Origin of the sequence: Myxococcus dinghuensis (assembly GCF_024198235.1) — a bacterium.
GTDB classification, from domain to species: domain Bacteria; phylum Myxococcota; class Myxococcia; order Myxococcales; family Myxococcaceae; genus Myxococcus; species Myxococcus dinghuensis.
Genome location: NZ_JAKCFB010000059.1, coordinates 30,621 through 51,082, shown reverse-complemented (window position 1 = coordinate 51,082; position 20,462 = coordinate 30,621). Strand labels below are relative to the sequence as shown.

Sequence of the window (20,462 nt, the reverse complement as noted above, 5' to 3'; positions counted from 1 at the left end):
CCCGCCCCGGTGGCCGCGGCGCGCCCCGCGCCCGTGGCCGCCGCGCCCGCTGCCCGTCCTTCCGCTCCGCCCGTGCTGGCGCCCGCGCCGGCCCCGAAGCTGGAGGCGCCGCCGCCTCCTCCCCGTGGGGGAGGCCGGGCCCCGTCCGAGGACCGCTCCGCCGCCAACGGCCTGGACAACGACCCGGTGCGCCGCGAGGTCGCCGAGCGCGTCCTGGAGACCGCCGCCGAACTCGAGCGCCTCATCAAGGGCAAGAACGAGCCGCCTCCCCCCAACGACGAGATGGTCGAGGAGGAGGAGGAGCCGCTGCCCGAGCCCGAGGACCCGCCCATGGAGGACGAGCAGGCCGAGCCCGAGGACGAGCCCGCCGACGACCTCGCGGAGGAGGGCAACGCGCTCTACCTGGTCACCGAATCGGGGGAGCAGGAGCGCATCGTCAAGGAGCGCTTCGTCATCGGTCGCGGCAAGCACTGCGACTTCGTCATCAACTCCGGCAAGGTCTCCCGTGAGCACGCGGTCATCGCCTTGGAGGGCAATGACTGGATCATCGAGGACCTCGGCTCGTCCAACGGGACCTGGTTCAACAAGGCCCGCATCAAGCGCCGGAAGATCGAGGACGGGGACGAATACTTCATCTGCAGCGAGAAGATCCGCCTTCTCGTCCGGTGAGTGCGACCGCTTCCTGGGTCAATCCGGCTGTTCGCCAATTGACGGGCTCGGGGCGTCCCTGGTTTGATACCGGACGCCTGGACGCAGACGGGACAGGCGACGGATGACGCCTGGACACATCGCGCTGTGGACGGTCCTTGGAGTGGCCCTGGTGATCTCGCTGGTGACGGACGTGTTGCGCCGGCAGATCCTCGACGTGGTCACGTACCCGCTGATGGCGGTGGGGCTGGGAGTGCGCCTCGCCACCGAGGGGGTGGGTGACTTGAGGACGGGGCTGGTCAGCGGGCTGGTGTCGGGCGTGGGCCTGGCGCTGCTGCTGGTGCCGGCGGCGGCGAGGGGGCGGATGGGGTGGGGCGACGTGAAGTTGATGGGAGGGGTGGGCGCCGTGCTGGGCTTCCCGGCGTCGATGGCGGCGGCCGCCTTCATCTCCCTGGTAGGCGCCATGCAGGCGGTCATCACGCTGCTGTGGCAGGGGGCGGCGTGGGACACGGTGGCGGCGGTCTTCCGGCGATGGGCGGTGCGGTTGCACCTGGCGCGCGAGGACGCGCAGCCCGCCGCGCAGCGTCACATCCCGTATGGGGTGGCCATCGCGCTCGGAACCTTCTGGGCGCTGTGGTGGCAGCACGAGAGCTTGGGTTAGTTCGGAGACTTGTTGGAAGAGGGGACACGCACGATGTTCACACGCTTCACGCATGCGGCCATGCTCGGCACGCTCGTTGCCCTGGTGGCCAGCGGCTCCGCCCTGGCGCAGGACAGCAGCATCGTCAGCCTCGGAGTGGGCGCCCAGAAGGTGCTCACCATCCCGGGGCTCAGCAAGGTGGCGCTCGGTGATCCATCCATCGCCGAGGTGAAGACGCTCGGCTCCGGACAGCTGCTCATCACCGGCCAGGCCGAAGGCAAGACGACGCTCCTCGTGTGGAAGTCCACGGGGCAGCGCGTCAGCTATACGGTCGCGGTCCGGAAGCAGGACCCCAATGAGGTCATCTCCGAAATCAAGCGCCTGTTGGGAGAGATCGAAGGTGTCTCCGTCCGGATGGTGGGTGACCGCATCTACCTGGACGGTCAGGCCTACACGACCCAGGACGCGGACCGCATCGAGCAGGTGGTGAGCCTCTATCCGAACGTGAAGTCGTTCGTGAAGATCGCCCCCAACGCCAAGAAGCTGGTGGCGCAGAACCTCAACGCGGCGTTCCAGAAGGCGGGCCTGAAGAACGTGCAGGCCAACGTGGTGGGCGCGACCATCTTCCTGGAGGGCTCCGTGGAGAGCCAGCAGGACCTCCAGAAGGCGGAGCTCATCACCAAGGCCATCGGCGAGAAGGTGGAGAACCTGCTCGTCGTCGGCATCAAGCGGATGATCCTCTCCGAGGTGCAGTTCGTCGAAATCCGCCGCAACAGCCGCGACCGCTACGGCATCCGCTACCCGTTCGACATCACGGGTTCGGCCTCCGCGGCGGCCACCATCACCCAGGAGCTCTTCCCGGGCACCTTCGGGCAGGGCGGCTCCAACATCGGCCTGACGGCGGGCGCGGACTTCTCCATCGGCTTCCAGGGCAACGACGGTTACGGCCGCCTGCTCGCCCAGCCCAAGCTGGTGTGCGCCAGCGGTGAGAAGGCGGAGTTCCTCGCCGGCGGCGAGGTCCCCATCCCGCTCATCACCAACAACCAGTTCTCCATCGAGTACAAGAAGTACGGCGTCATCCTGAACCTGCGCCCCACCGCGGACCGCAACGGCAACATCCAGACGGAGATCGAGGCCGAGGCCTCCGAAATCGACACCTCGGTGGCGGTGTCCATCGGTGGTTCGTCCACGGTGCCCGGCTTCCGCACCCGCAAGGTCAAGACGAACGTGACGGTCCGCCACGGCGAGACCATCGTCCTGTCCGGCGTGTTCAGCCACGACGAGCAGAAGTCCGTGTCCAAGATTCCGGGCCTGGGTCACATCCCCATCGTCGGCGAGCTCTTCAAGAGCCGCGGCTTCGACTCGACCAAGCGCGAGCTGGTCATCTTCGTCACGCCGCGCATCGTCAACCCGGACTCGGACAAGGTCCGCACCATCATCGAGGACGTGAAGAGCCGCTACAAGCAGGCCCGGTCCGAGGTGAACTTCAACATCTTCGACTGACGCGTCGGGCGCTCACGGCGCCTTCCGCGGGCCTCATGGCGGGCCGGTCTCATCCCCTCGACGGGGGCGGAGGCCGGCCCGTCGGCGTTGCGGGCGTGTGTCTTGGTGCGGCTGGCGCTTTGAGGTGGAAGTGGGGCTTGCTAGCATCGGGTCCCATGTTTCTGATTACCCTCGCGGAAAAGGGCGGCGGAACCGAGCAGCGTGAGTACCACAAGCCGGAGATCACCATTGGTCGGCTGCCCGGCAACGACATCATGCTCGCGAAGGGCAATGTCTCGAAGTATCACTCCCGCATCGTCGCCAAGGACGGCAAGTGCATCATCGTGGATATGAAGTCCACGAACGGCACCTTCGTGAACGGCAAGAAGATCGCCGCTCCGCAGGTGCTCAAGCCGACCGACCAGATCTACATCGGCGACTACATCATCAACGTGGAGCCGCTCGCGGACGACGGCCCGGCGATGACGCGCGCTGGCCAGGAGGAGGAGGCCTACGACGACGGGGGCGAGGAGTACCCGCCGGAGGAGGAGCAGTACGAGGAGGAGGAGCAGTACGAGGAGGAGGAGCCGCCTCCTCCGCCGCCGCAGGCCCCCGCCGCGGGCCGCATGCCGGCCTCCATGGCCTCCGCGCTGGCCAAGAACAAGAAGAAGGTGGACCCCCGGCTGGAGCGCTACACGCGCCTGCAGAAGGAGATCCACGACCGGCTCATCGAGTACCTGGACCTGCGCCGCATGGACATGGACCGGCTCGGTGACGACGAGCTGTGGCGGCGCACCGAGAAGGCCATCCGCGACATCATCGACCAGATGGAGGCGGACGGAGAGCTTCCGGAGGACGTGGACCGCGAGGAGCTGCTCACCGACGTCATCAACGAGGCGCTGGGCCTGGGGCCCCTCGAGGCGTTCCTCGCGTCGGACGAGATCAGCGAGATCATGGTGAACCACGCCAACCAGATCTACATCGAGCGCAAGGGCAAGCTGACCCTGTCGGAGAAGACCTTCTCCTCGAACCAGGCGGTGCTCGGCGTCATCGAGCGCATCGTGGCGCCCATCGGGCGACGCATCGACGAGTCGAGCCCGTTGGTGGACGCGCGCCTCAAGGACGGCAGCCGCGTCAACGCCATCATCCCGCCCCTGGCGCTCAAGGGCCCCTGCATCACCATCCGCAAGTTCAAGAAGGACTCGCTGAAGATCCAGGACCTCATCAAGTACAAGACGCTCACCGCGCAGATGGCGGAGTTCCTGGAGATGTGCGTCAAGGCGCGGCGCAACATCGTCATCTCCGGCGGCACGGGCTCCGGGAAGACGACGACGCTGAACATCATCAGCTCCTTCATCCCGGACAGCGAGCGCATCGTCACGGTGGAGGACGCCGCGGAGCTGCAGCTCCCCCAGGACCACTGGGTCCAGTTGGAGAGCCGTCCGCCCAACCTGGAAGGCAAGGGCGCCATCACCATCCGCGACCTGGTGAAGAACTGCCTGCGCATGCGCCCCGACCGCATCGTCGTGGGGGAGTGCCGCTCCGGTGAGACGCTGGACATGCTCCAGGCGATGAACACGGGCCACGACGGCTCGCTCACCACGCTCCACGCCAACACGCCGCGCGACGCCATCGCCCGGTTGGAGACGATGGTGCTCATGTCCGGCATGGACCTCCCGGTGAAGGCCATCCGCGAGCAGATCGCCAGCGCCGTCCACATGATCGTCCAGCAGACGCGCTTCTCGGACGGCACGCGGAAGATCTGCTACGTCACCGAGGTGTCCGGCATGGAGGTCGACATCGTGACCCTCCAGGACATCTTCTATTACAAGCAGGACGGCTTCACGGAGGACCACAAGGTGCGGGGTCGGTTCGTGGCGTCGGGCTTCGTGCCGAAGTTCTACGACGAGCTTCAGCGCAAGGGCATCCCCGTCAACATGAGCATCTTCCGCGAGGACTGACGCGCAATGGCCACCCTGGTCGTCCGGTTGCCTGACGGCACGGAGAACGAACACGAGGTCTCGGGAGAGCTGAAGCTGGGACGCCAGCAGGGCTCGGACATCCTCCTCACCGAAGGCGGCGTGTCGCGCACGCACGCGCGGGTCTACTCGGAAGGCGGCACCGTCTACATCGAGGACCTGGGCAGCGCGAACGGGACGTTCGTCAACGGGGAGCGCATCGCCGAGCCCACCGCCCTCACGCCCCAGTCCGAGGTGGTGCTGGGTGACTACACCCTGAGCCTCAAGGCGGCGTCGGGAGCGGCGCGCTCCTCGGGTGCGCGCAAGGCCGCCAAGCCCCCGGGGGCGGACGCGGTGCCCGTGGGCGGTGAGGCCGGTGGCGCGCGGGCCACGCGGGCCATCCCGAGCATCAAGGCCAAGCCCGCGGGCGGCGCGCCTCCGGCGGGGGCGGCGCTCGCCAAGCGCCCCGCGCGTCCGGTGGGCGCCCTGCCGGCGGGAGGCGCCGCGGCGGGGCCCATCCTGCGCGGCATGGTGGGCCCGTGGGCGGGCAAGACGTATCCGCTCAAGGGCAAGGTGCTCGTGGGGCGGGTGCCTCCGGCGGGCATCGTGCTCGAGGACGACTCGGTCAGCCGCAAGCACGCGGAGCTCGAGGTGAGCGGCGGCGCGGTGCTCGCGAGGGACCTGGGGAGCGCGAACGGCACGCTGCTCAACGGCGACCCGCTGGGGCCCGATCCGATCGACCTCCAGCCCGGCGACGTCCTCCAGTTCGGCGTGGTGGAGATGACGTTCGAGGGCCCCCAGGACGCCGTGCCCAGGCGCGGGGCTTCCGCGGCGAGCGGGCGCGGACGGCCCGCGGCGGGCGGGGACGAGGGCGGGGACGGGCGCCGCAAGAAGCTGTTCGTCGTGGGGGGGGCGGTGGTGGGCCTGCTGGTGGTCGCGGGCATCGCCAAGTCGGTGATGGGCGGCCCCGGCGCCGTCGCGCCGACCGGCCCCATGGGCGGGGGCGCGGTGCAGGACCCTGCCTCCCTGGTGCAGGACCTCTTGAGCGAGTGCCGCTCGTTCGCGTCCAGCGAGCTGGGCGCGCCCAACTGGGAGAAGGCGGACCAGTCCTGCTCCAAGGCGTTGGACCTGGACCCCATCAACGCGGAGGGCAACTCCCTCATCCGCCGTATCCGCGTGGAGAAGGCCGCCTTCGAGAACTACAGCCAGGGCGAGAAGCTGATGGCGCGCCTCAAGCCGGAGGAGGCGCTCTCGTTCTTCCGCAAGATTCCGAAGGAGAGCGAGTACTACCGCCGCAGCCGGTCGAAGAGCACCGAGGCCGAGGAGGCGGTGACGAAGCGCTCGCTGGACGACTGCAAGCGGTACCTGCGCGACTCGCAGTGGAGCGCCGCCGTGCCTCGCTGCCAGACGTACATGGAGGTGTGGTGCAGGGGGCAGTCGCGCGACGACCTCCAGCCGCCGCTGGGCTTCACGCTGAGCCTGGAGGGCCGGCTGCGCAAGAACGAGTGGCGGCCCAAGGACCCGCTCTTCGTGAAGTTCCTCATCGCGCGCCACAAGCTGGAGCCCAACCCCGCGCCGTGGGTCTGCCCGCAGCGCGACGAGGACCTGGGCCCCACCGCCGTGGACCCGAAGGCGGTGGTCGCGGAGGCGGCGAAGCGGCGCTTCCCCAACAAGCTCATGCAGGCGGCCATGATGGACTACTGGGCCGGCCGAGGCAGCGAGGCGCTCGCGACGCTGCAGAAGCTGCGCGCCAACTACGAGAACGCCCAGTTCCACGCGGCCGCGGACGAGATGATGAAGACGATGTCCACGGTGGACCAGCTCTTCAAGGCGGGTCAGAGCTACCTGGCCGGGGATGATCCGGAGAAGGCGGCGGATCCGCTGCGCGAGGCGCTGGAAGTCGACAAGTCGCTGATGATGGAGCTGGCCGAGTCCAAGCCGTCGTTCTACCGCCGCAACATCCTGGCGGACATGGCGGACAAGTCCTACCAGCGCGGCAAGCACTGGGCGGACCGCGACGACAAGCGGCGCGCGTGCAAGATGTGGAAGCTGGGCTTCGGCTTCTACGCGGGCAATCCGGACCTGAACAAGGCGGCGGGCTTCTGCTCCACCATGGCCCTCAACACGTTCCGGGGCGCGGGTGGCTGCCCGGACCTGGCCGCGGCGCTGGACTTCGCCGTCAAGGGCGACGGCGTCGAGGAGATGGTCGTGGACAAGAAGAAGGAGCTGGGCTGCCCGTAGCGGCCGGCGTGGACAGGGCGGGGCGGGCGCGCTAGGCAGCGGGGCATGGCCGACACCAGCCCCCCGCGCCCCGCGCCCACCCTGGTCCTCATCGACGCCTCCGGCTTCATCTTCCGCGCCTACCACGCCATCCCCCCGCTCACGACGAGCAAGGGCGTGCCCACCAATGCCGTGCTCGGCTTCACGCGCATGGTGCTCAAGGCGCTGAGGGACCTGAAGCCCACGCACGTCGCGCTCGCCTTCGACAAGGAGAGCCGCGTCGAGCGTCAGAAGATCGACCCCACCTACAAGGCGCACCGCGAGGGCCCCCCCGAGGACTTGGTGCCGCAGTTCGCGCTCATCCGGCGCGTGGGCGAGGTGCTCAACCTGCCCATGCTGGAGATGCCGGGCTGGGAGGCGGACGACGTCATCGGCACCATGGCCCAGAGGGCCAAGGCGAGCGGCTTCCGCGTCCAGGTCGTCACCGGGGACAAGGACTTCATCCAGATCGTCGACGGGGAGGTGAGCCTGTTCGACCCGATGAAGGACGTGCACACCACGCCGGACGACGTGAAGGCCCGCCTGGGCATCGAGCCGCGGCAGATGCGCGACTACCAGGCCCTCATCGGTGACTCGGTGGACAACGTCGCCAAGGTGCCGGGCATCGGCCCCAAGACGGCCACGGAGCTCATCCAGCAATTCGGCGACGTGGACACGTTGCTGTCGCGGCTGGACGAGGTGAAGAAGCCGAAGATTCGCGAGGCCATCGCCTCGCACAAGGAGAGCCTGCTGCGCGCCCGGCAGCTCGTCAGCTTCAAGCTGGACCTGCCCCTGGACGCGCGCGTGGAGGACCTGGCGCGCAGGGAGCTGGACGCGGCGCGGGCCCGGGAGCTGTTCACCGAGCTGGAGTTCTACGCGCTCCTGAAGGAGCTGCCGCAGACGGGGCCCGGTGGTGCCCCAGCGGACACCGAGTCGTCGAAGGAGAAGCCCGCCCCGCTGCCCGCGGCCACCACCCTGGTGACGACGGACGCGGAGCTGCAGGCGCTGGCGGAGGCGGCGCGCGCCGCGGGCGCCGTGTCGTTGATTCCCGCGTACGAGGGCATGCCCTTCGCCGCGAAGCTGGTGGGGCTGGGCGTGGCGCTGCCGGAGGGTGGCACGCGCTACGTGCCGCTGCGCCACTCGGTGCTCGGCGCCGCGCAGGTGCGGCCCGAAGCCTTCACCGCCGCCTTCCGCGCCGTTCTGGAGGACGGCGCGGTGAAGAAGGGCGGGCACGACCTGAAGGCGCTCACCCTCGTGCTGGCCAACGACGGCCTCACGCTGGCCGGGGCGCACGACGACGTGGAGCTGCTCAGCTACCTGCTCAACCCGTCGCGGCGCGAGCACGCGCTGGCGGACCTGTCCCGCGAGCGGCTCCAGCAGGAGCTGCCGCCGCTGCCGCCCGCGGCGGAGGGGCGGAGGGGGAAGAAGGACCGGGCGCTCGCGGACCATTCACCGGAGGAGCTCGCCCTGGGCTTCGCGGTGCGCGCGGAGGCGGCGCGGCGGTTGGCGCCGGAGCTGTGGCGCGAGCTGGAGGAGGCGAAGCTGGCGGGGCTGGCGCGCACGCTGGAGCTGCCGCTGCTGCCCATCCTCGCGCGCATGGAGCAGCAGGGCATCGTGCTGGACACGGCCGAACTCGCTCGCATCTCCGTGAAGGTCGACGCCGCCGTCGACGCGCAGGTGAAGGAGGTCTACAAGCACGCCGGCCGCGAGTTCAACATCGGCTCCAACCCGCAACTGGTGCAGGTGCTCTTCACGGACCTGAAGCTGCCCATCATCAAGCGCGGCAAGACGGGGCCGTCCGCGGACCAGGAGGTGCTGGAGAAGCTGGCGGAGGAGCACCCGCTGCCCAACGCCATCATCGAGTACCGGAGCCTGTCCAAGCTCAAGAGCACCTACCTGGACACGCTGCCCACGCTGGTGGCGGGCGACAAGCGCATCCACACCACCTACCACCAGGCGGCCACCGCCACCGGGCGCCTGTCCTCCACGGACCCGAACCTGCAGAACATCCCGGTGCGCACGGAGCTGGGGCGGGAGATTCGCCGCGCCTTCGTGGCCTCGCCGGGCCACCAGCTGGTCAGCGCGGACTACAGCCAGATCGAGCTGCGGCTGCTCGCGCACATCGCGGACGACGCGGTGCTCATCGAGGCCTTCCGCAACGACGAGGACGTGCACAGCCGCACCGCCGCGGAGGTGTTCGGCGTGGCGCCGGACCAGGTGGACCGGGAGCAGCGCCGGGTGGCGAAGATGGTGAACTTCGGCATCGCCTACGGCCTGTCCCCGCATGGCCTGTCCACGCGCCTGGGCATCCCCCAGGAGACGGCGCGCGACATCATCGAGCGCTACTTCACGCGCTACGCCGGCATCCGGCGCTACCTGGAGGAGACCGTCAACACGGCCCGCAAGACGGGCTACGTGGAGACGCTCTACGGCCGGCGCCGGTACATGGCGGACCTGAACTCGAAGAACCGGGGCGTGGCGCAGGCCGCCGAGCGGGCCGCCATCAACATGCCCATCCAGGGCACGGCCGCGGACCTCATCAAGAAGGCCATGCTGGTGGTGGACGCGGCGCTGCGCGAGGCGAAGCTCTCCACGGTGATGTTGTTGCAGGTGCACGACGAATTGCTCTTCGAGGCGCCGGACGCGGAGGTCGAGCAGGTGAAGGCCCTGGCCGCGAGTGGCATGGCCGGGGTCGCCTCCCTCAAGGTGCCGCTCAAGGTGGACGTGGGCGCGGGCCGCAGCTGGGCGGACGCCCACTGAAAAACAACGCGGGAGGAGCGCCCACCCCCGTAGACGCTCCCCCCGCGGCCCCGCTCGCTCACACCTTCAGTCCCGCACGTCGTCCCCGACCCACAAACACGCCGACCCGTCCGACCGGCGAGTCGCGCGGACCCCCATCCACGCGTCTTGCCAGCGGCTCGCGATGCGCGCTCACCACTCCCCAGCGGGAGCACGCGTCCCCACAGTGCGCGTCACGGGGCCCCCACCCCGGACACACTCCCTCCCGCCGGCCTCGGACCCTCCCAGAGTGGAGCGTCAAGCCGGACGGGTCGGCAATTCCGACCACCCGCCCTCAATGCATCGCGGTGCGTCCATCTCTCGCGCCGGGCGGCACGTGCCGCACGCGCGACGGACGCTCGAAGTACTCCACCACCAATCCGCCGAAGGGCACCCGAGGCCCCTCCACGCGGGAATCCCTCAGCTTCTGGAGCAGCGCCACCGCCGAGTCCACGGCCTCGTCGACCGAGCGGTTGATGCGCTCCTTCTCCCATTCCCCCCCGCCCAACACCTCCGAGGCATCCACCAGGCAGCGCCTGAGCGCCGCGAACTCCTCGTGCAGGGCCCTTGCCCCGCGCTCCGGCGACAGCCGCAGCACCGCCTTCGTCCGGCTCCAGGGGCTCGTGTCGTCCCCCTCGAGCGTCACGCCAATCTCCCGGATGAACGCCTCCACCAACCCGTCGAGCTGGCTGAGCATCATCTGTGCGGGATCCGCGTCGTGCACCGTCAGCCGCATCCGGCGCCACAGCGCCGCGATGCGATCCGGCTGCTGGCGGAAGAACCGCGCCAGTCCTGTTGCCTTTCTTCCGCGTTCGCTCATGTCCGGTGCCTTCCGCATCGCGGACTGAGTCCATAGCAAGGCGGCTGCCAGCGCCCGGAGGAAGCGGCTTCCAGGAATATCAGCGCCTTGGAGCGCCGTCCCCCGACGTGCCTGGAGGCGGCAGGTAAAAACTCCCGTCCGGCGCTTGTAGTCCTGTCCAGCGGACCGGAGGGGCCGCCCGGTGGCCTGGCCGTCCTAGTGGAGCGTGGGCTTGGCGGGCGCGCGCTCCGCGTGCTCGTCGCCCGGGCCGGATCCGGTGGGCTCCGGGCCGGTGGCGAACTCACCCGAGGGGCTGTCCGTCGGAGCGGGGCCCTCCGCGTGCTCGGGGGGACTGGGCGCGGGGGAGATCGTCCAGTCCGACCAGTCGTTCTCCGGCGCGCTGCGGGCCAGCCCCGGCGGGGTGGACGCGTCGGCGGCCTGCGAGGCCAGCATCAGCCGCAGCGCGGCCTCGTCCGCGGCCTCCTGCGCGGTCATCTCCGCCAGCCGGTGGGCCTTCTGGCTGCGGCGGCGCACGAAGGCGATGACACAGAGGACGGAGGCGGTCAGCCACAGCATCGCGGAGCTGGTGGTGAGCGGCAGCCAGCCGTAGCGCGCGGCCAGCCCGTCACGCCAGCCGGCCTCCTCCACGGACAACGAGGTGTGGAACGCCTTGCCGAACGCCGTCTCGAAGGGCTCGCCGGCGCGGACCCCGTCCACCAACTGTCCCATGGCCACGGGGCCGTACCGGGCGGACAGGTGCGCGACGAACGCGGCGCTCTGCGCGTAGGCGATCTCCACGTCGGCCGGCACGTCCGGCCAGCTCGAGGAGAGGTCCTCGAAGTGGAAGACGCGCTCCTGCGTCACCGCCCGGAAGAGCGCGGAGTAGTGGGTGATGGAGAAGCGCTCCCCGGTGACGTTCTGCGCGACGCCCTCCTGGAACCAGCGGGGCCACCCCTTCGCCAACTGGCCCAGCGCCACGTGGGCCAGCTCGTGGCGCAGCGTCTGCTGGCCGTCCGGGGCGTGCAGGCTGAGCGCGTCCAGCAGGATGATTTGATGCGTGGGGTAGGCGAGCGCCACCGCCCAGCCCGGGGGCTTGCCGCCGGGGAGCGCGAGCGCCTCGAACTCCTCGCGGCCCACGCCCAGGCGCACCTCCGTCACCCCCGGCCAGTCCCTCCCGAGGATGGTCCCGAAGCTGTCGCGCACCGGTTCGATCTGCTCCGCCAGGTCCTTCGCCGCCACCGCGGCCGCGGCGGTGTGGAGGATGCGGAAGCGCCGCGTCGTCACCTCGCCCGTGACGAGGGCGGGGGGCGCGTGGGGCACCAGCACCACGTCGTCCACCAGCGCCTCGGTCGCGTGGGAGTGCGGCGTGGCGCCATCCGCCAGGGTCTGGGCCCACGCCCGGGGCATGGCCATCAGCAACAGCAGCAGGACGAGCAGGTGGCGCATGGGGGAATAGCCCTCGCTATCCCCCAGACATAACAGCCTCGACTCGCGCCGCATCAATCCCCGCAAGGCGGACCCGTTTCCGGCGCGACGCGTCACCGGCCACGAGGGTGACGTCGCGGCGGGACAGGCCGAGCTGTCTGGCGAGGAACTCGACGAGCGCGGCGTTGGCCTCGCCATCCACGGGAGGGGCGGCGAGCTGGATTTTCAACAGACCGTCGTGCTCGCCCACGACGCGGGTGCGCGAGGCGCGCGGCTGGACGAGGACGGCCAGCTCCACGCCATCCGGCAGGGGCTTGAGCCAGGCGGCGGCCATGGGGCGGGACTACTCGCTGGCGTTGGCCTTCTTCTGGGACAGGTAGGCCACGTTGTCCTCGACGCGGGCGTAGTCGCGGTCCGCGAAGGTCGGGCTCTTGAAGGTCTCCAGGAGCTTCTGGTGGGCGTCCAGCACCGAGCGCACCTGCGACTCGAACTGGGTCCGCTGGCGCTTGAGCTCGTTGATGTCCTCGACGACCTGGACCAGGCGCTGGTGGGCGCCGTGGACGATCTTCTCCGCCTGGTGCTCCGCGTCCGCGATGATGATCTCCGCCTCCTTCTTGGCGGCGGCCTGGAGGTCCTCGCTGATGCGCTGGGCGGTGACCATCGTCTCCTGGAGGGTCCGCTCACGCTCCTGATGCTGCTCGAGCTTGAGCTGGGTGCGCTTGAGCTCCTCCTTGAGCGCGATGTTCTCCTTCACCACCTCCTCGAACTCGCCGGCGATCAGCTCGAGGTAGGCCTCCACCTCGCGGCGGGAGAAGCCTCGCAGCGCCGTGTCGAACCGCTTCTGCCGGATGTCGAGCGGGGTGATCTTCATGCGCCGGGAGTCTAGCGCAGGGCGGCGACATCTCCAGGAATCGGCCCGTGGGCCCGGGGCCGCCTACCCGGGGAGGCGGGCCCTGTCCGCCCGCCTGCCCACCAGGGTGCCTGCCGGACCGCTCAGCGAGGCGCTGCGGGGGGCGCGTTCCACTGCGTGGCGACGGCGCGCGCCGCGGTCTGCACGGAGGAGGACAGGCGCGTGTCCATGGCGGCGTCCTGCACGGTGCGCCGGGCGGTGGCGGTGCGCTGGAACACCAGGCCGTTGAGGGCCTGGATCTTCAACGAGTCCGGCAGCCGGGGGTGGCGCACCACGTTGCCGAGGATCTCCTCCGCGCGCGGGTGCTGGAACAGCGCCACGGCCCGCAGCACGGCCTGCTGGGTGCGCGGGTTCGGGTCCCACAGCAGCGTGGCCAGCGAATCCAGCGCCCGGGCATCCCCCAGCAGCGCCAGGTCCTCGATGGCGATGGCGCGGATCTCCTCCGGGGCCGGGCGGGCCGCCCACAGGAGCCCTCGCAGCAGGGCGGTGTCGTCGCTGGCGGGGGTGGCCACCTCCGCTGGCGGAGCCTTGGTGGGGGCCTGGACGGGGGCGGGGACCTGCTGCGCGGGGGGCGCGGGGCGGCCCTTGGGGGGCGCCGGGGCCGCGGCCTGGGCGGTGGCGGCGAGCAGGAGGCCGGTGAGGAGCAGGCGTCGCATGGGCCCGTTCTACCCCGAAACCCCGTCCGCGAGCGGGGGGCGCAACGGGGATGTGGAGTTTTTCTTGACGGGATCTCCGATCGTGGGAGTTTGGCGGTGCTACAGGCGTGTTGCTGACGGGAGCAAGGGCTGATGAACGCGGCGGTCGCGAGCTGGCAGACTCTGGAGAACGTCGAGGTGGAGTGCACCCACTGCGGCATCCGGATGACCCTCCAGATGGGGAACCGGGTCCGTTACTTCCGGTGTTCCGGCTGCCACCGGTGGGTCTCCAGCACGTACACGGAGGTCTTCCGTGGGGACTCCAAGGTCCGGACCCATCCGGTGAAGGACACCGGGGCCCAGGACGAGCGCTTCATCGAGGTCAAGGATCGGCTGGAGCGTTGGCTGTCGGCCATCGAGGACCAGGACCCGTACCACCTGCTGGGCGTGTCGCCGCTGGACTCCGCGGACACGGTGCGCGCGCGCTACCACGCGCTGGCGCTGGAGCGGCACCCGGACCGCGGTGGCTCGGCGGAGAAGATGCGTGAGCTGAACGTGGCCTACGAGCGCATCCTCCGCCACCGTCAGCGCAAGCGTCAGGAGGCGCTGTCGGCCGGCACGACCGTCTCGTCCGCGTCCGTCCTGCCCGCCCGCAGCAGGTAGGCCCAGAAGACGCCCCCCAGCGACAGGCCCAGCCCGGCCTTCGCCCAGGTGGGGAACAGGTCCCCCGGCGACACGTAGCCCTCCACCGCGCCGATGAAGGCGAGGAAGGGCGCGCAGCCGAGCACCAGCTTCACCGCCTCGCGCCCGCGCAGCGACAGCGCCTGTCCCCGGGGAAGCTCCCCCGGGTCGATGAGCGCCTGGCCCACCATCAGCCCCGCGCCCCCCGCGATGACGATGATGGACAGCTCCACCGGCCCGTGCGCGGCGATGAAGTCGAGGAAGCCCCGGCCCATGCCCTCGCGGATGCACAGCGCGCCGATGGCGCCGATGTGCACGCCGTTGTTCACCAGGATGAACAGCGTCCCCAGGCCGAACAGCATGCCCGTGGCGAACGTGAGGATGGTGACGGTGAGGTTGTTGGTGGCGATGTCCGAGGACACCGAGTTGGGTGGCGCCACCGACAGGATGTCGTCCGTCCACATCCGGCCCTGGGCGATGTACTGACGCACCGGCGCGGGCACGAGCAGCTCCGCGCCCCGCGGCTCCCACAACACCACCAGCGCGCCCAGCAGGGCCCCCAGGCACAGCAGCGCGGCGCTGGCGCCCACGAAGCGCAGCTCGCGGCGCAGCACGCGCGGGAAGTCCCGCCGGAAGAAGGCGCGCACCAGCGGCCAGCGCTCGCGCGGGGGCTGGTAGATGGCGGCGTAGGCGCGACCGCACAGCTGGTTGAGGAAGCGGTGCGCGTCCGTGTCCGGGTAGAAGGTCTGCGCGCGCGCGAGGTCCGCGGCGGCGCGGCGGTACAGCGCGTCCAACTGGCGCAGCTCGTCCAGCTTCAGGGCGCCCGCGCGCTGGCGGGTGAGGAGCGCGTCGAGCGCGTCCCAGTCCGGGCGGCGGCGGGTGACGAACGTCGCGAGCGCGGCGGCCATGTCAGGTCTCCGCCCGGGCGCGGCGGCGCAGGAACGCCTCGGTGGCGTCCGCGGAGGCGAGCACCGCCTCGCGCTGTTCGTCGTCCAGGCCGCCCACGCGCTCCACCAGCCGCGCGCCCAGCCGCTGCCGCACCGCGGGCTCCAGGCCTCCGGCGCGCGACAGGAAGGCCAGCACCAGGTCCACCTCCTCGGGCGTCAGCTCTCGAGCGGACGAGGCCGCGGACACCGCGCCGACCTGCTCCGTCGCCGGGGAGGTGTACTTGTCCAGATCGATGCGTTCGTCTCGTACCAGCAGGGTGCCCGCCAGGAGGTCCCCCAGTCGCCGGTGCTGCGGGGTCAACAGCATCGCCAGACACCCCGCGGCGTACCCCACCGGCATGAAGTCCACCGCCCGGCAGAGGTTGCGCACCGCGCTCTCGAAGAGCCCCACCGGCGAGCCGTCCACCCGCACCACGCGGATGCGCAGGGCGCGCTTGCCGAGCGTCTGCCCGTGGAAGAAGACCTCTCCCACCGTCCAGTACAGCCACTGCGTGGCGAAGACGCCCACCACCAGCAGCGTCCGCCCCAGGGAGGACAGCCCCTGGAAGACGCCGAGCACGTCCGACACCAGGAGCGTGAAGGCGAAGTACGCCACCACCCAGAAGAAGAACAGCAGGGCGGCGTCCACGAGCCAGGCCAGACACCGGTAGCCGATGCCCGCGACGGGCAGGGAGAGCGCCACGCGTTCCGGCGTGGCCACGTCGAGGTGCGGGGTCGGGGAGGCGGTGCTCATGTGCGGCGCGCAGCATACACGCTGCCCGGCCCGTCACCGCGCCGGTCGACACCCGGGATGTCTGACTTTCCCAGGGGGGGCGGTGTCGGGCATTGGACAGCCGAGCAGGCGGCGGGAGGCGACATGTATCGTCTGGCGGACGGAAGCGCGTGTTCGGGGGATGACAGCGATGACGAACCAACGGACTCGGGGCTGGAATTCAATCCGATTCGCGCACACTTGACACTCCCGCCAGGGTCGGCTTCGCCACCGCCCTTTCCCGGTGTTAGGGTATTCGTGGCGTTGGACCGGGAGCTGGCTCCAGCGGAGGTGGAGCCCGAAAGGACGCCAGGAGTCGTCGGTAGTCGAAAGCACGCACGGAGTCGGGTCTTACATCGGTAGGCCGACCCCGGGGTGACCCAGCGGACGCGAATACGCGACATGCGAACCTCTTCCCGTTGAGTCGCGGTAACCGGAGTCGGAAGCAGTCAACACTGCAGTACTGGTCGTTTTCGCCATGGCGGCTGGGGGGCCTTCGCATGGCAACTAATCAAGCAGCGATTCGTGTATCCATTCTCGAAGGACCGTGGGCGGCGTGGGAAAGCCTCGCCGATGGCCTGCGCGGCGAAGGCGTCTCCGTGACCTCGGTGACGAGGGACGTGCGCCTGTTCCTCGACGGGCTCGGCACGGACCCACCGCAGGTCGCGGTGATGGACGTGGAGGGCGACAGCGAGGCGGCGGTGGGCTGCTCCGTGACGGAGGGCATCAACCTGCTGCGCGAGGCACGCAAGCGGCGCCTCGAGGTGCGCATGCTGTTGCTGTCCGCGGTGAGCTCGCCGGAGATCATCTCCCAGTGCTTCGACGAGGGGGCCTCGGGCTACCTCTTCCGCAAGGGCCTGGGCACGTCCGCGGTCTCGTCCGCCATCCACTCGCTGGTGCGCGGCGAGCGGCTGTTCCCGGTGCAGTTGCTCCGCAACGACTTCGAGCATCCGCCGGTGACGTCGCCCACGGCCAGCGTGTTGCTGGCGCTCACGCAGCGCGAGCGGGAGGTGCTCGCGTACGTGGCCGGTGGCGCGGACAACCTGAAGATCGCCGCGCACCTGCAGATCGCCGAGCGCACCGTCAAGTCGCACGTGACGCAGTTGTACCGGAAGCTCGGCGCGGAGAACCGCACCCAGCTCGCCCTGCGCGCCTGCCACCTGGGCGTCCGGCCACCGCCGGACCTCTGAGCTGCCCGCGTGTCGACGCCCGCCCCCGCGCTCCCGCCACTCGGTCGGGGCGCGTCGGGGCGGGGGCATCCGGACCGCGTCAGTGCTTCAGGGCCTGCTCCTCCATCCGCTTGCGGACGCTCAGCGGGCGCATGTCCGTCCAGGCCTGCTTGATGAACTCGAGGCACTCGAGCTTGGGCCCCTGCTTGCCCGCGTCCCGCCAGCCCGGCGGGTTCTCCCGGTGCGCCGGCCAGATGGAGTACTGCTCTTCGTGGTTGATGACGACCTTGTACGTCGTCGTGTCCGCCTGCTCGTCCGCCATGTCGGTCGCTCCTCGGGATGCGGGCATCTTGCCCAACTTCCTGGAAGATGGGGCAAGTCCGCGAAGCCCGGTGCCAATGGAGCCGGACGCGGGGTGGGGTGGGCGGGGGTGGCAGATGTCGCGGTGACGCGAAATACTCCGCGGATGCAAAGGTTTTTCAATGTCATCACCGCGCTCGTGCTGCTGCTGGGCGCGGGGTGGGCGGCGCTGGCCGTGTCGATGCTGGGGGCGGGGCCGGAGGGGCCACACGTGGCGCGCGCGGGCCTCGTGCTGGTGATGCTGGCGGCGTCGCTCTGGGTGTGGCGGCGGAAGGGCTCGCGGCTGGGCGCCGTGGCGGTGGTGCTCGTGTCGTGTGTCGGCCTCGGGTTCGCGGCGCGCTTCGTCGAGCCCCGGGCCCAGCGGGACTGGGCGCCAGACCTGGCGCGCGCGGCCCATGCGGACGTGGTGGACACCCGCGTCACCCTCCACGACGTGCGGGACTTCCGCTATCGCTCCACGACGGACTGGGACGCGTCCTGGTACTCGGCCACGTACGATGCGCGCGAGCTGACGGGGGCGTGGTTCATCGTGGAGCCGTTCTCCGGCTTCTTCGGCGCCGCGCACACCATGGTGAGCTTCGGCTTCTCCGACGGCCGCTACCTCGTCTTCTCCGTGGAGGTGCGGCGCGAGAAGGGCGAGACGTTCTCCGCGGTGGGCGGGCTGTTCCGCCAGTTCGAGCTCGTGTACGTGGTGGGCGACGAGCGGGACCTGGTCCAGCTGCGCTCCAACCACCGCAAGGACGACGTCTACCTCTACCCGGTGAGGGCGTCGAAGGAGCGCATCGCGGACTTCTTCCTGGACATGGTGGCGCGGATGAACGCGCTCCACGCGCATCCGGAGTTCTACGACTCGCTCGACAACAACTGCACCACGAACCTGGTCCGCCACTTCGAGAAGGTGAGCGCGGTGAAGGTGCCGTACGACCACCGCACGCTCTTGCCCGCCTTCTCCGACGCGCTGGCCTACGAGCTGGGCCTCATCGACACGGACGCGCCGCTGGAGGTGGTGCGCGCGCGGTACCGCATCAACGAGCGGGCCATGGCGGCGGCGAACCAGGCGGACTTCTCACGGCGCATCCGCGGGGACGAGGTCCAGCAGGCCCACTCAGTTCCCTGAGGCGGGCGGGGGCTCCCCGACGCGGCCCTCCATGTGCCGGGCGTAGTGGCCTTCCAGGATGGTGAAGTAGCCGCGCTCCTCCCAGAGCGTGGCGAGCAGGCGGTCCGCCAGGGACTTCACCTCCGTGTCCTCGGCCGGCGTGGGCGTGCGCTCGCCGACGTCGCGGGGGTTGAGCAGGACGCGCGTGGCCTCGGCCATGAGCAGGCGGCTGCTCGCGAACAGCCGCCGGAGTGCCTGGTTGATGGGGCGGGCGTCCACCTCCGCGCAGGCGGCGGTGATGGCCGCGTGGATGCGCTCGGGCGTGTCTCCCTCCAGGGCGCGCGCGTCCAGGTCGCCCCGGTCCAACGCATGGTGGAGCAGGTAGCCGTGGTGCAGCGACACGGAGGCCACGTCCACGCAGTCCTTCACCCACAGCACGATGAAGACCTTGCGGAAGATCTTCTTCACGGGCAGCAGCATCAGCCCGCGCAGGTAGCTCACCAGGCGGCCACCCAGCGTCCGTCCCAGGCTCGAACCCGCGAGGGCCATCACCGCCTTGTCGTGAGGCTTCAGCCCCCGCTCCTCGAGCAGCGAGCGGACGAGCTGCTCGCGGACCTGCGCGAGCGCGTAGTCGTCGAGGAACGGCACGGGGATGAGGGGGGTGAGCCCCGACGCGACGGCATGCAGGGCCACGCGGCCCATCGCGGCGGGTGGGACGCTCGACGGAGGCACTGGCTTGGGCTCGGTCATCGCCCCTTCATATGCCGGACGCGGCCCCCGATTGCAGGGGGCGTCCGGGCCGCTCGGCGAGCACTCAGCCTCCGCGGGTTCCCCGCGAGTGGGGGAGGAGCACGGAGTACAGCGTGCTCATGACGGGCGTGGGCACCCCGAGGGCATGGCCCCGGCGGGCCACGGTGCCCTGGAGGTACTCGACCTCCAGCGGCTTGCCTGCCTCGAAGTCCACCATCATCGACGGCCGCATCCCCGGAGCCAGGCCCTCCATGAAGCGCACCACGTCGTCGGGGCGCATGGTGGTGGTGACGCCCTCCGCGGCGGCGACGCGCAGCACCTCCGCGGCGGCTTCACGGAACACGTCCCGGAAGAACGGGCCCTCCCGCAGCGGGCCCACCGAGGTTCGCGCCGCGGTACAGAACCCCGCCATGGAGGCGAGGAACGCCAGCTTCTCCCAGAGCGGTCCACGGATGTCCGCCACCGCCTCGACGTCGAGGCCCGCGCCCGCGAGGACGTCGCGCAGCGCCTGGACGCGAGAGGAGACGCGGGTCGTGTCGCCGAAGGCCTCGCCCAGCACCACGCGGTTCAAGGTCCCGGCCTGCTTGATGACCCCCGGCTCGCTGATGGCGGTGGAGATGTAGGTCGTCCCGCCGATGACGGCCGCCTCGCCCACGGTGGAGGCGACCTCGGAGGGGCTGTCCACCCCGTTCTGGAGCGTGAGGACGACCGCGCTCGCGCCACCGAGCGCGGGGATGTCCGACGCGGTCGTCACCGCCTTCACCGCGGGCAGCACGCTCGCGACGTCGTAGTTCTTCACGGTCAGGACCACCACGTCGACCGGCCCCAGCAGCGCGGCGTCCTCCTCGGCGCGGACGGCGACGGTGAAGTCGCCTTCAGGGCCGAGGACGGTGAGGCCCTTCTCCCGCATCGCGCGCAGGTGGGCGCCCCGGGCGAGGAACCGGACGTCATGTCCCGCGCGCACCAGCCGCGCGCCGTAATAGCCGCCCACTCCACCCGAACCGATGATGGCGAATCGCATGGCGCGCGAGGATAGCCCGAAGGCCGCGCCCGCCCGGCGGCTGATTCAGGCGTCTTCGGCCCGCGGGACGGCGCCCGGGCCTCGGGGGCATCCGCATGTTCCCGAAGCGTCACCGTCGCCGGGCACGAGGCCGGGTAGGGCGTCCCTGGATGT

At 70.5% G+C, this 20,462-nt stretch carries 19 protein-coding genes; 9 read left to right on the top strand and 10 right to left on the bottom strand.

What is annotated here, in order from left to right:
• The 6 genes from LZ198_RS39695 to polA form a co-directional block, all read left to right on the top strand.
• The coding region (locus tag LZ198_RS39695; protein ID WP_253977377.1) for an FHA domain-containing protein at positions 1-669 on the top strand (669 nt) is incomplete at its 5' end.
• 103 nt (positions 670-772) lie between these two features.
• On the top strand, positions 773-1,309 hold the full coding sequence (locus LZ198_RS39690; RefSeq protein WP_253977376.1) for an A24 family peptidase: 537 nt from the start codon (positions 773-775) through the stop codon (positions 1,307-1,309).
• Between the two features lie 33 nt (positions 1,310-1,342).
• Positions 1,343-2,791 carry a type II and III secretion system protein family protein gene (locus LZ198_RS39685; RefSeq protein ID WP_253977375.1) on the top strand — a complete coding sequence of 483 codons (1,449 nt, stop codon included), beginning with the start codon at positions 1,343-1,345 and terminating at the stop codon, positions 2,789-2,791.
• 155 nt (positions 2,792-2,946) lie between these two features.
• On the top strand, positions 2,947-4,731 hold the full coding sequence (locus LZ198_RS39680; protein WP_253977374.1) for an ATPase, T2SS/T4P/T4SS family: 1,785 nt from the start codon (positions 2,947-2,949) through the stop codon (positions 4,729-4,731).
• Positions 4,732-4,737: 6 nt separating this feature from the next.
• A complete protein-coding gene (locus LZ198_RS39675; protein WP_253977373.1) occupies positions 4,738-6,969 on the top strand; it encodes an FHA domain-containing protein in 2,232 nt (743 codons plus the stop codon).
• A gap of 45 nt (positions 6,970-7,014) precedes the next feature.
• Positions 7,015-9,747 carry a DNA polymerase I gene (polA, locus tag LZ198_RS39670; RefSeq protein WP_253977372.1) on the top strand — a complete coding sequence of 911 codons (2,733 nt, stop codon included), beginning with the start codon at positions 7,015-7,017 and terminating at the stop codon, positions 9,745-9,747.
• A 313-nt stretch (positions 9,748-10,060) separates the two neighbouring features.
• Here polA and LZ198_RS39665 read toward each other — a convergent pair whose 3' ends face one another.
• From LZ198_RS39665 to LZ198_RS39645, 5 genes are all read right to left on the bottom strand, one after another.
• Positions 10,061-10,603: a hypothetical protein gene (locus tag LZ198_RS39665; RefSeq protein WP_253977371.1), complete on the bottom strand. Its 543-nt coding sequence runs from the start codon at positions 10,601-10,603 to the stop codon at positions 10,061-10,063.
• A 177-nt stretch (positions 10,604-10,780) separates the two neighbouring features.
• Positions 10,781-12,010: a peptidase MA family metallohydrolase gene (locus LZ198_RS39660; RefSeq protein WP_253977370.1), complete on the bottom strand. Its 1,230-nt coding sequence runs from the start codon at positions 12,008-12,010 to the stop codon at positions 10,781-10,783.
• Between the two features lie 16 nt (positions 12,011-12,026).
• The gene (locus tag LZ198_RS39655; RefSeq protein ID WP_253977369.1) at positions 12,027-12,323 is read right to left on the bottom strand and encodes a DUF167 domain-containing protein; all 297 of its coding nucleotides are present in this window, start codon (positions 12,321-12,323) and stop codon (positions 12,027-12,029) included.
• A gap of 9 nt (positions 12,324-12,332) precedes the next feature.
• Positions 12,333-12,860, bottom strand: coding sequence for a DivIVA domain-containing protein (locus LZ198_RS39650; protein WP_253977368.1), 528 nt, complete (start codon positions 12,858-12,860; stop codon positions 12,333-12,335).
• A 122-nt stretch (positions 12,861-12,982) separates the two neighbouring features.
• Positions 12,983-13,555, bottom strand: a complete 573-nt coding sequence (locus LZ198_RS39645; RefSeq protein WP_253977367.1) for a HEAT repeat domain-containing protein — start codon at positions 13,553-13,555, stop codon at positions 12,983-12,985.
• Positions 13,556-13,687: 132 nt separating this feature from the next.
• Between LZ198_RS39645 and LZ198_RS39640 the strand changes: the two genes are divergently transcribed.
• Entirely contained in the window at positions 13,688-14,197 is a 510-nt protein-coding gene (locus tag LZ198_RS39640; RefSeq protein ID WP_253977366.1) for a J domain-containing protein, read from the top strand.
• Here the strand turns inward: LZ198_RS39640 and LZ198_RS39635 are convergent.
• The gene (locus LZ198_RS39635) at positions 14,131-15,123 is read right to left on the bottom strand and encodes a stage II sporulation protein M (RefSeq protein ID WP_253977365.1); all 993 of its coding nucleotides are present in this window, start codon (positions 15,121-15,123) and stop codon (positions 14,131-14,133) included. The genes LZ198_RS39640 and LZ198_RS39635 overlap by 67 nt on opposite strands.
• Position 15,124: 1 nt before the next feature.
• Positions 15,125-15,895, bottom strand: coding sequence for an RDD family protein (locus tag LZ198_RS39630; RefSeq protein WP_253977364.1), 771 nt, complete (start codon positions 15,893-15,895; stop codon positions 15,125-15,127).
• A gap of 518 nt (positions 15,896-16,413) precedes the next feature.
• On the opposite strand from LZ198_RS39630, the gene fruA reads away from it, so the two are divergent.
• Positions 16,414-17,103 carry a response regulator transcription factor FruA gene (gene fruA, locus LZ198_RS39625; RefSeq protein ID WP_253977363.1) on the top strand — a complete coding sequence of 230 codons (690 nt, stop codon included), beginning with the start codon at positions 16,414-16,416 and terminating at the stop codon, positions 17,101-17,103.
• Positions 17,104-17,182: 79 nt separating this feature from the next.
• Here fruA and LZ198_RS39620 read toward each other — a convergent pair whose 3' ends face one another.
• On the bottom strand, positions 17,183-17,404 hold the full coding sequence (locus LZ198_RS39620; RefSeq protein ID WP_253977362.1) for an MbtH family protein: 222 nt from the start codon (positions 17,402-17,404) through the stop codon (positions 17,183-17,185).
• A gap of 144 nt (positions 17,405-17,548) precedes the next feature.
• Here LZ198_RS39620 and LZ198_RS39615 point away from each other — a divergent pair, with 144 nt between their 5' ends.
• Positions 17,549-18,559: an Lnb N-terminal periplasmic domain-containing protein gene (locus tag LZ198_RS39615; protein ID WP_253977361.1), complete on the top strand. Its 1,011-nt coding sequence runs from the start codon at positions 17,549-17,551 to the stop codon at positions 18,557-18,559.
• Here LZ198_RS39615 and LZ198_RS39610 read toward each other — a convergent pair.
• Both LZ198_RS39610 and LZ198_RS39605 read right to left on the bottom strand, forming a co-directional pair.
• Entirely contained in the window at positions 18,548-19,288 is a 741-nt protein-coding gene (locus tag LZ198_RS39610; RefSeq protein ID WP_253977360.1) for a hypothetical protein, read from the bottom strand. The genes LZ198_RS39615 and LZ198_RS39610 overlap by 12 nt on opposite strands.
• Before the next feature lie 64 nt (positions 19,289-19,352).
• Positions 19,353-20,309 carry a ketopantoate reductase family protein gene (locus tag LZ198_RS39605; RefSeq protein WP_253977359.1) on the bottom strand — a complete coding sequence of 319 codons (957 nt, stop codon included), beginning with the start codon at positions 20,307-20,309 and terminating at the stop codon, positions 19,353-19,355.
• Between the last annotated feature and the right edge of the window lie 153 nt (positions 20,310-20,462).

Coding starts and splice junctions, on each gene's coding strand:
- LZ198_RS39690 (WP_253977376.1), top strand. CDS start 773: ATGACGCCTGGACACATCGCGCTGTGGACGGTCCTTGGAGTGGCCCTG.
- LZ198_RS39685 (WP_253977375.1), top strand. CDS start 1,343: ATGTTCACACGCTTCACGCATGCGGCCATGCTCGGCACGCTCGTTGCC.
- LZ198_RS39680 (WP_253977374.1), top strand. CDS start 2,947: ATGTTTCTGATTACCCTCGCGGAAAAGGGCGGCGGAACCGAGCAGCGT.
- LZ198_RS39675 (WP_253977373.1), top strand. CDS start 4,738: ATGGCCACCCTGGTCGTCCGGTTGCCTGACGGCACGGAGAACGAACAC.
- polA (WP_253977372.1), top strand. CDS start 7,015: ATGGCCGACACCAGCCCCCCGCGCCCCGCGCCCACCCTGGTCCTCATC.
- LZ198_RS39665 (WP_253977371.1), bottom strand. CDS start 10,603: ATGCGGAAGGCACCGGACATGAGCGAACGCGGAAGAAAGGCAACAGGA.
- LZ198_RS39660 (WP_253977370.1), bottom strand. CDS start 12,010: ATGCGCCACCTGCTCGTCCTGCTGCTGTTGCTGATGGCCATGCCCCGG.
- LZ198_RS39655 (WP_253977369.1), bottom strand. CDS start 12,323: ATGGCCGCCGCCTGGCTCAAGCCCCTGCCGGATGGCGTGGAGCTGGCC.
- LZ198_RS39650 (WP_253977368.1), bottom strand. CDS start 12,860: ATGAAGATCACCCCGCTCGACATCCGGCAGAAGCGGTTCGACACGGCG.
- LZ198_RS39645 (WP_253977367.1), bottom strand. CDS start 13,555: ATGCGACGCCTGCTCCTCACCGGCCTCCTGCTCGCCGCCACCGCCCAG.
- LZ198_RS39640 (WP_253977366.1), top strand. CDS start 13,688: ATGAACGCGGCGGTCGCGAGCTGGCAGACTCTGGAGAACGTCGAGGTG.
- LZ198_RS39635 (WP_253977365.1), bottom strand. CDS start 15,123: ATGGCCGCCGCGCTCGCGACGTTCGTCACCCGCCGCCGCCCGGACTGG.
- LZ198_RS39630 (WP_253977364.1), bottom strand. CDS start 15,895: ATGAGCACCGCCTCCCCGACCCCGCACCTCGACGTGGCCACGCCGGAA.
- fruA (WP_253977363.1), top strand. CDS start 16,414: ATGGCAACTAATCAAGCAGCGATTCGTGTATCCATTCTCGAAGGACCG.
- LZ198_RS39620 (WP_253977362.1), bottom strand. CDS start 17,404: ATGGCGGACGAGCAGGCGGACACGACGACGTACAAGGTCGTCATCAAC.
- LZ198_RS39615 (WP_253977361.1), top strand. CDS start 17,549: ATGCAAAGGTTTTTCAATGTCATCACCGCGCTCGTGCTGCTGCTGGGC.
- LZ198_RS39610 (WP_253977360.1), bottom strand. CDS start 19,288: ATGACCGAGCCCAAGCCAGTGCCTCCGTCGAGCGTCCCACCCGCCGCG.
- LZ198_RS39605 (WP_253977359.1), bottom strand. CDS start 20,309: ATGCGATTCGCCATCATCGGTTCGGGTGGAGTGGGCGGCTATTACGGC.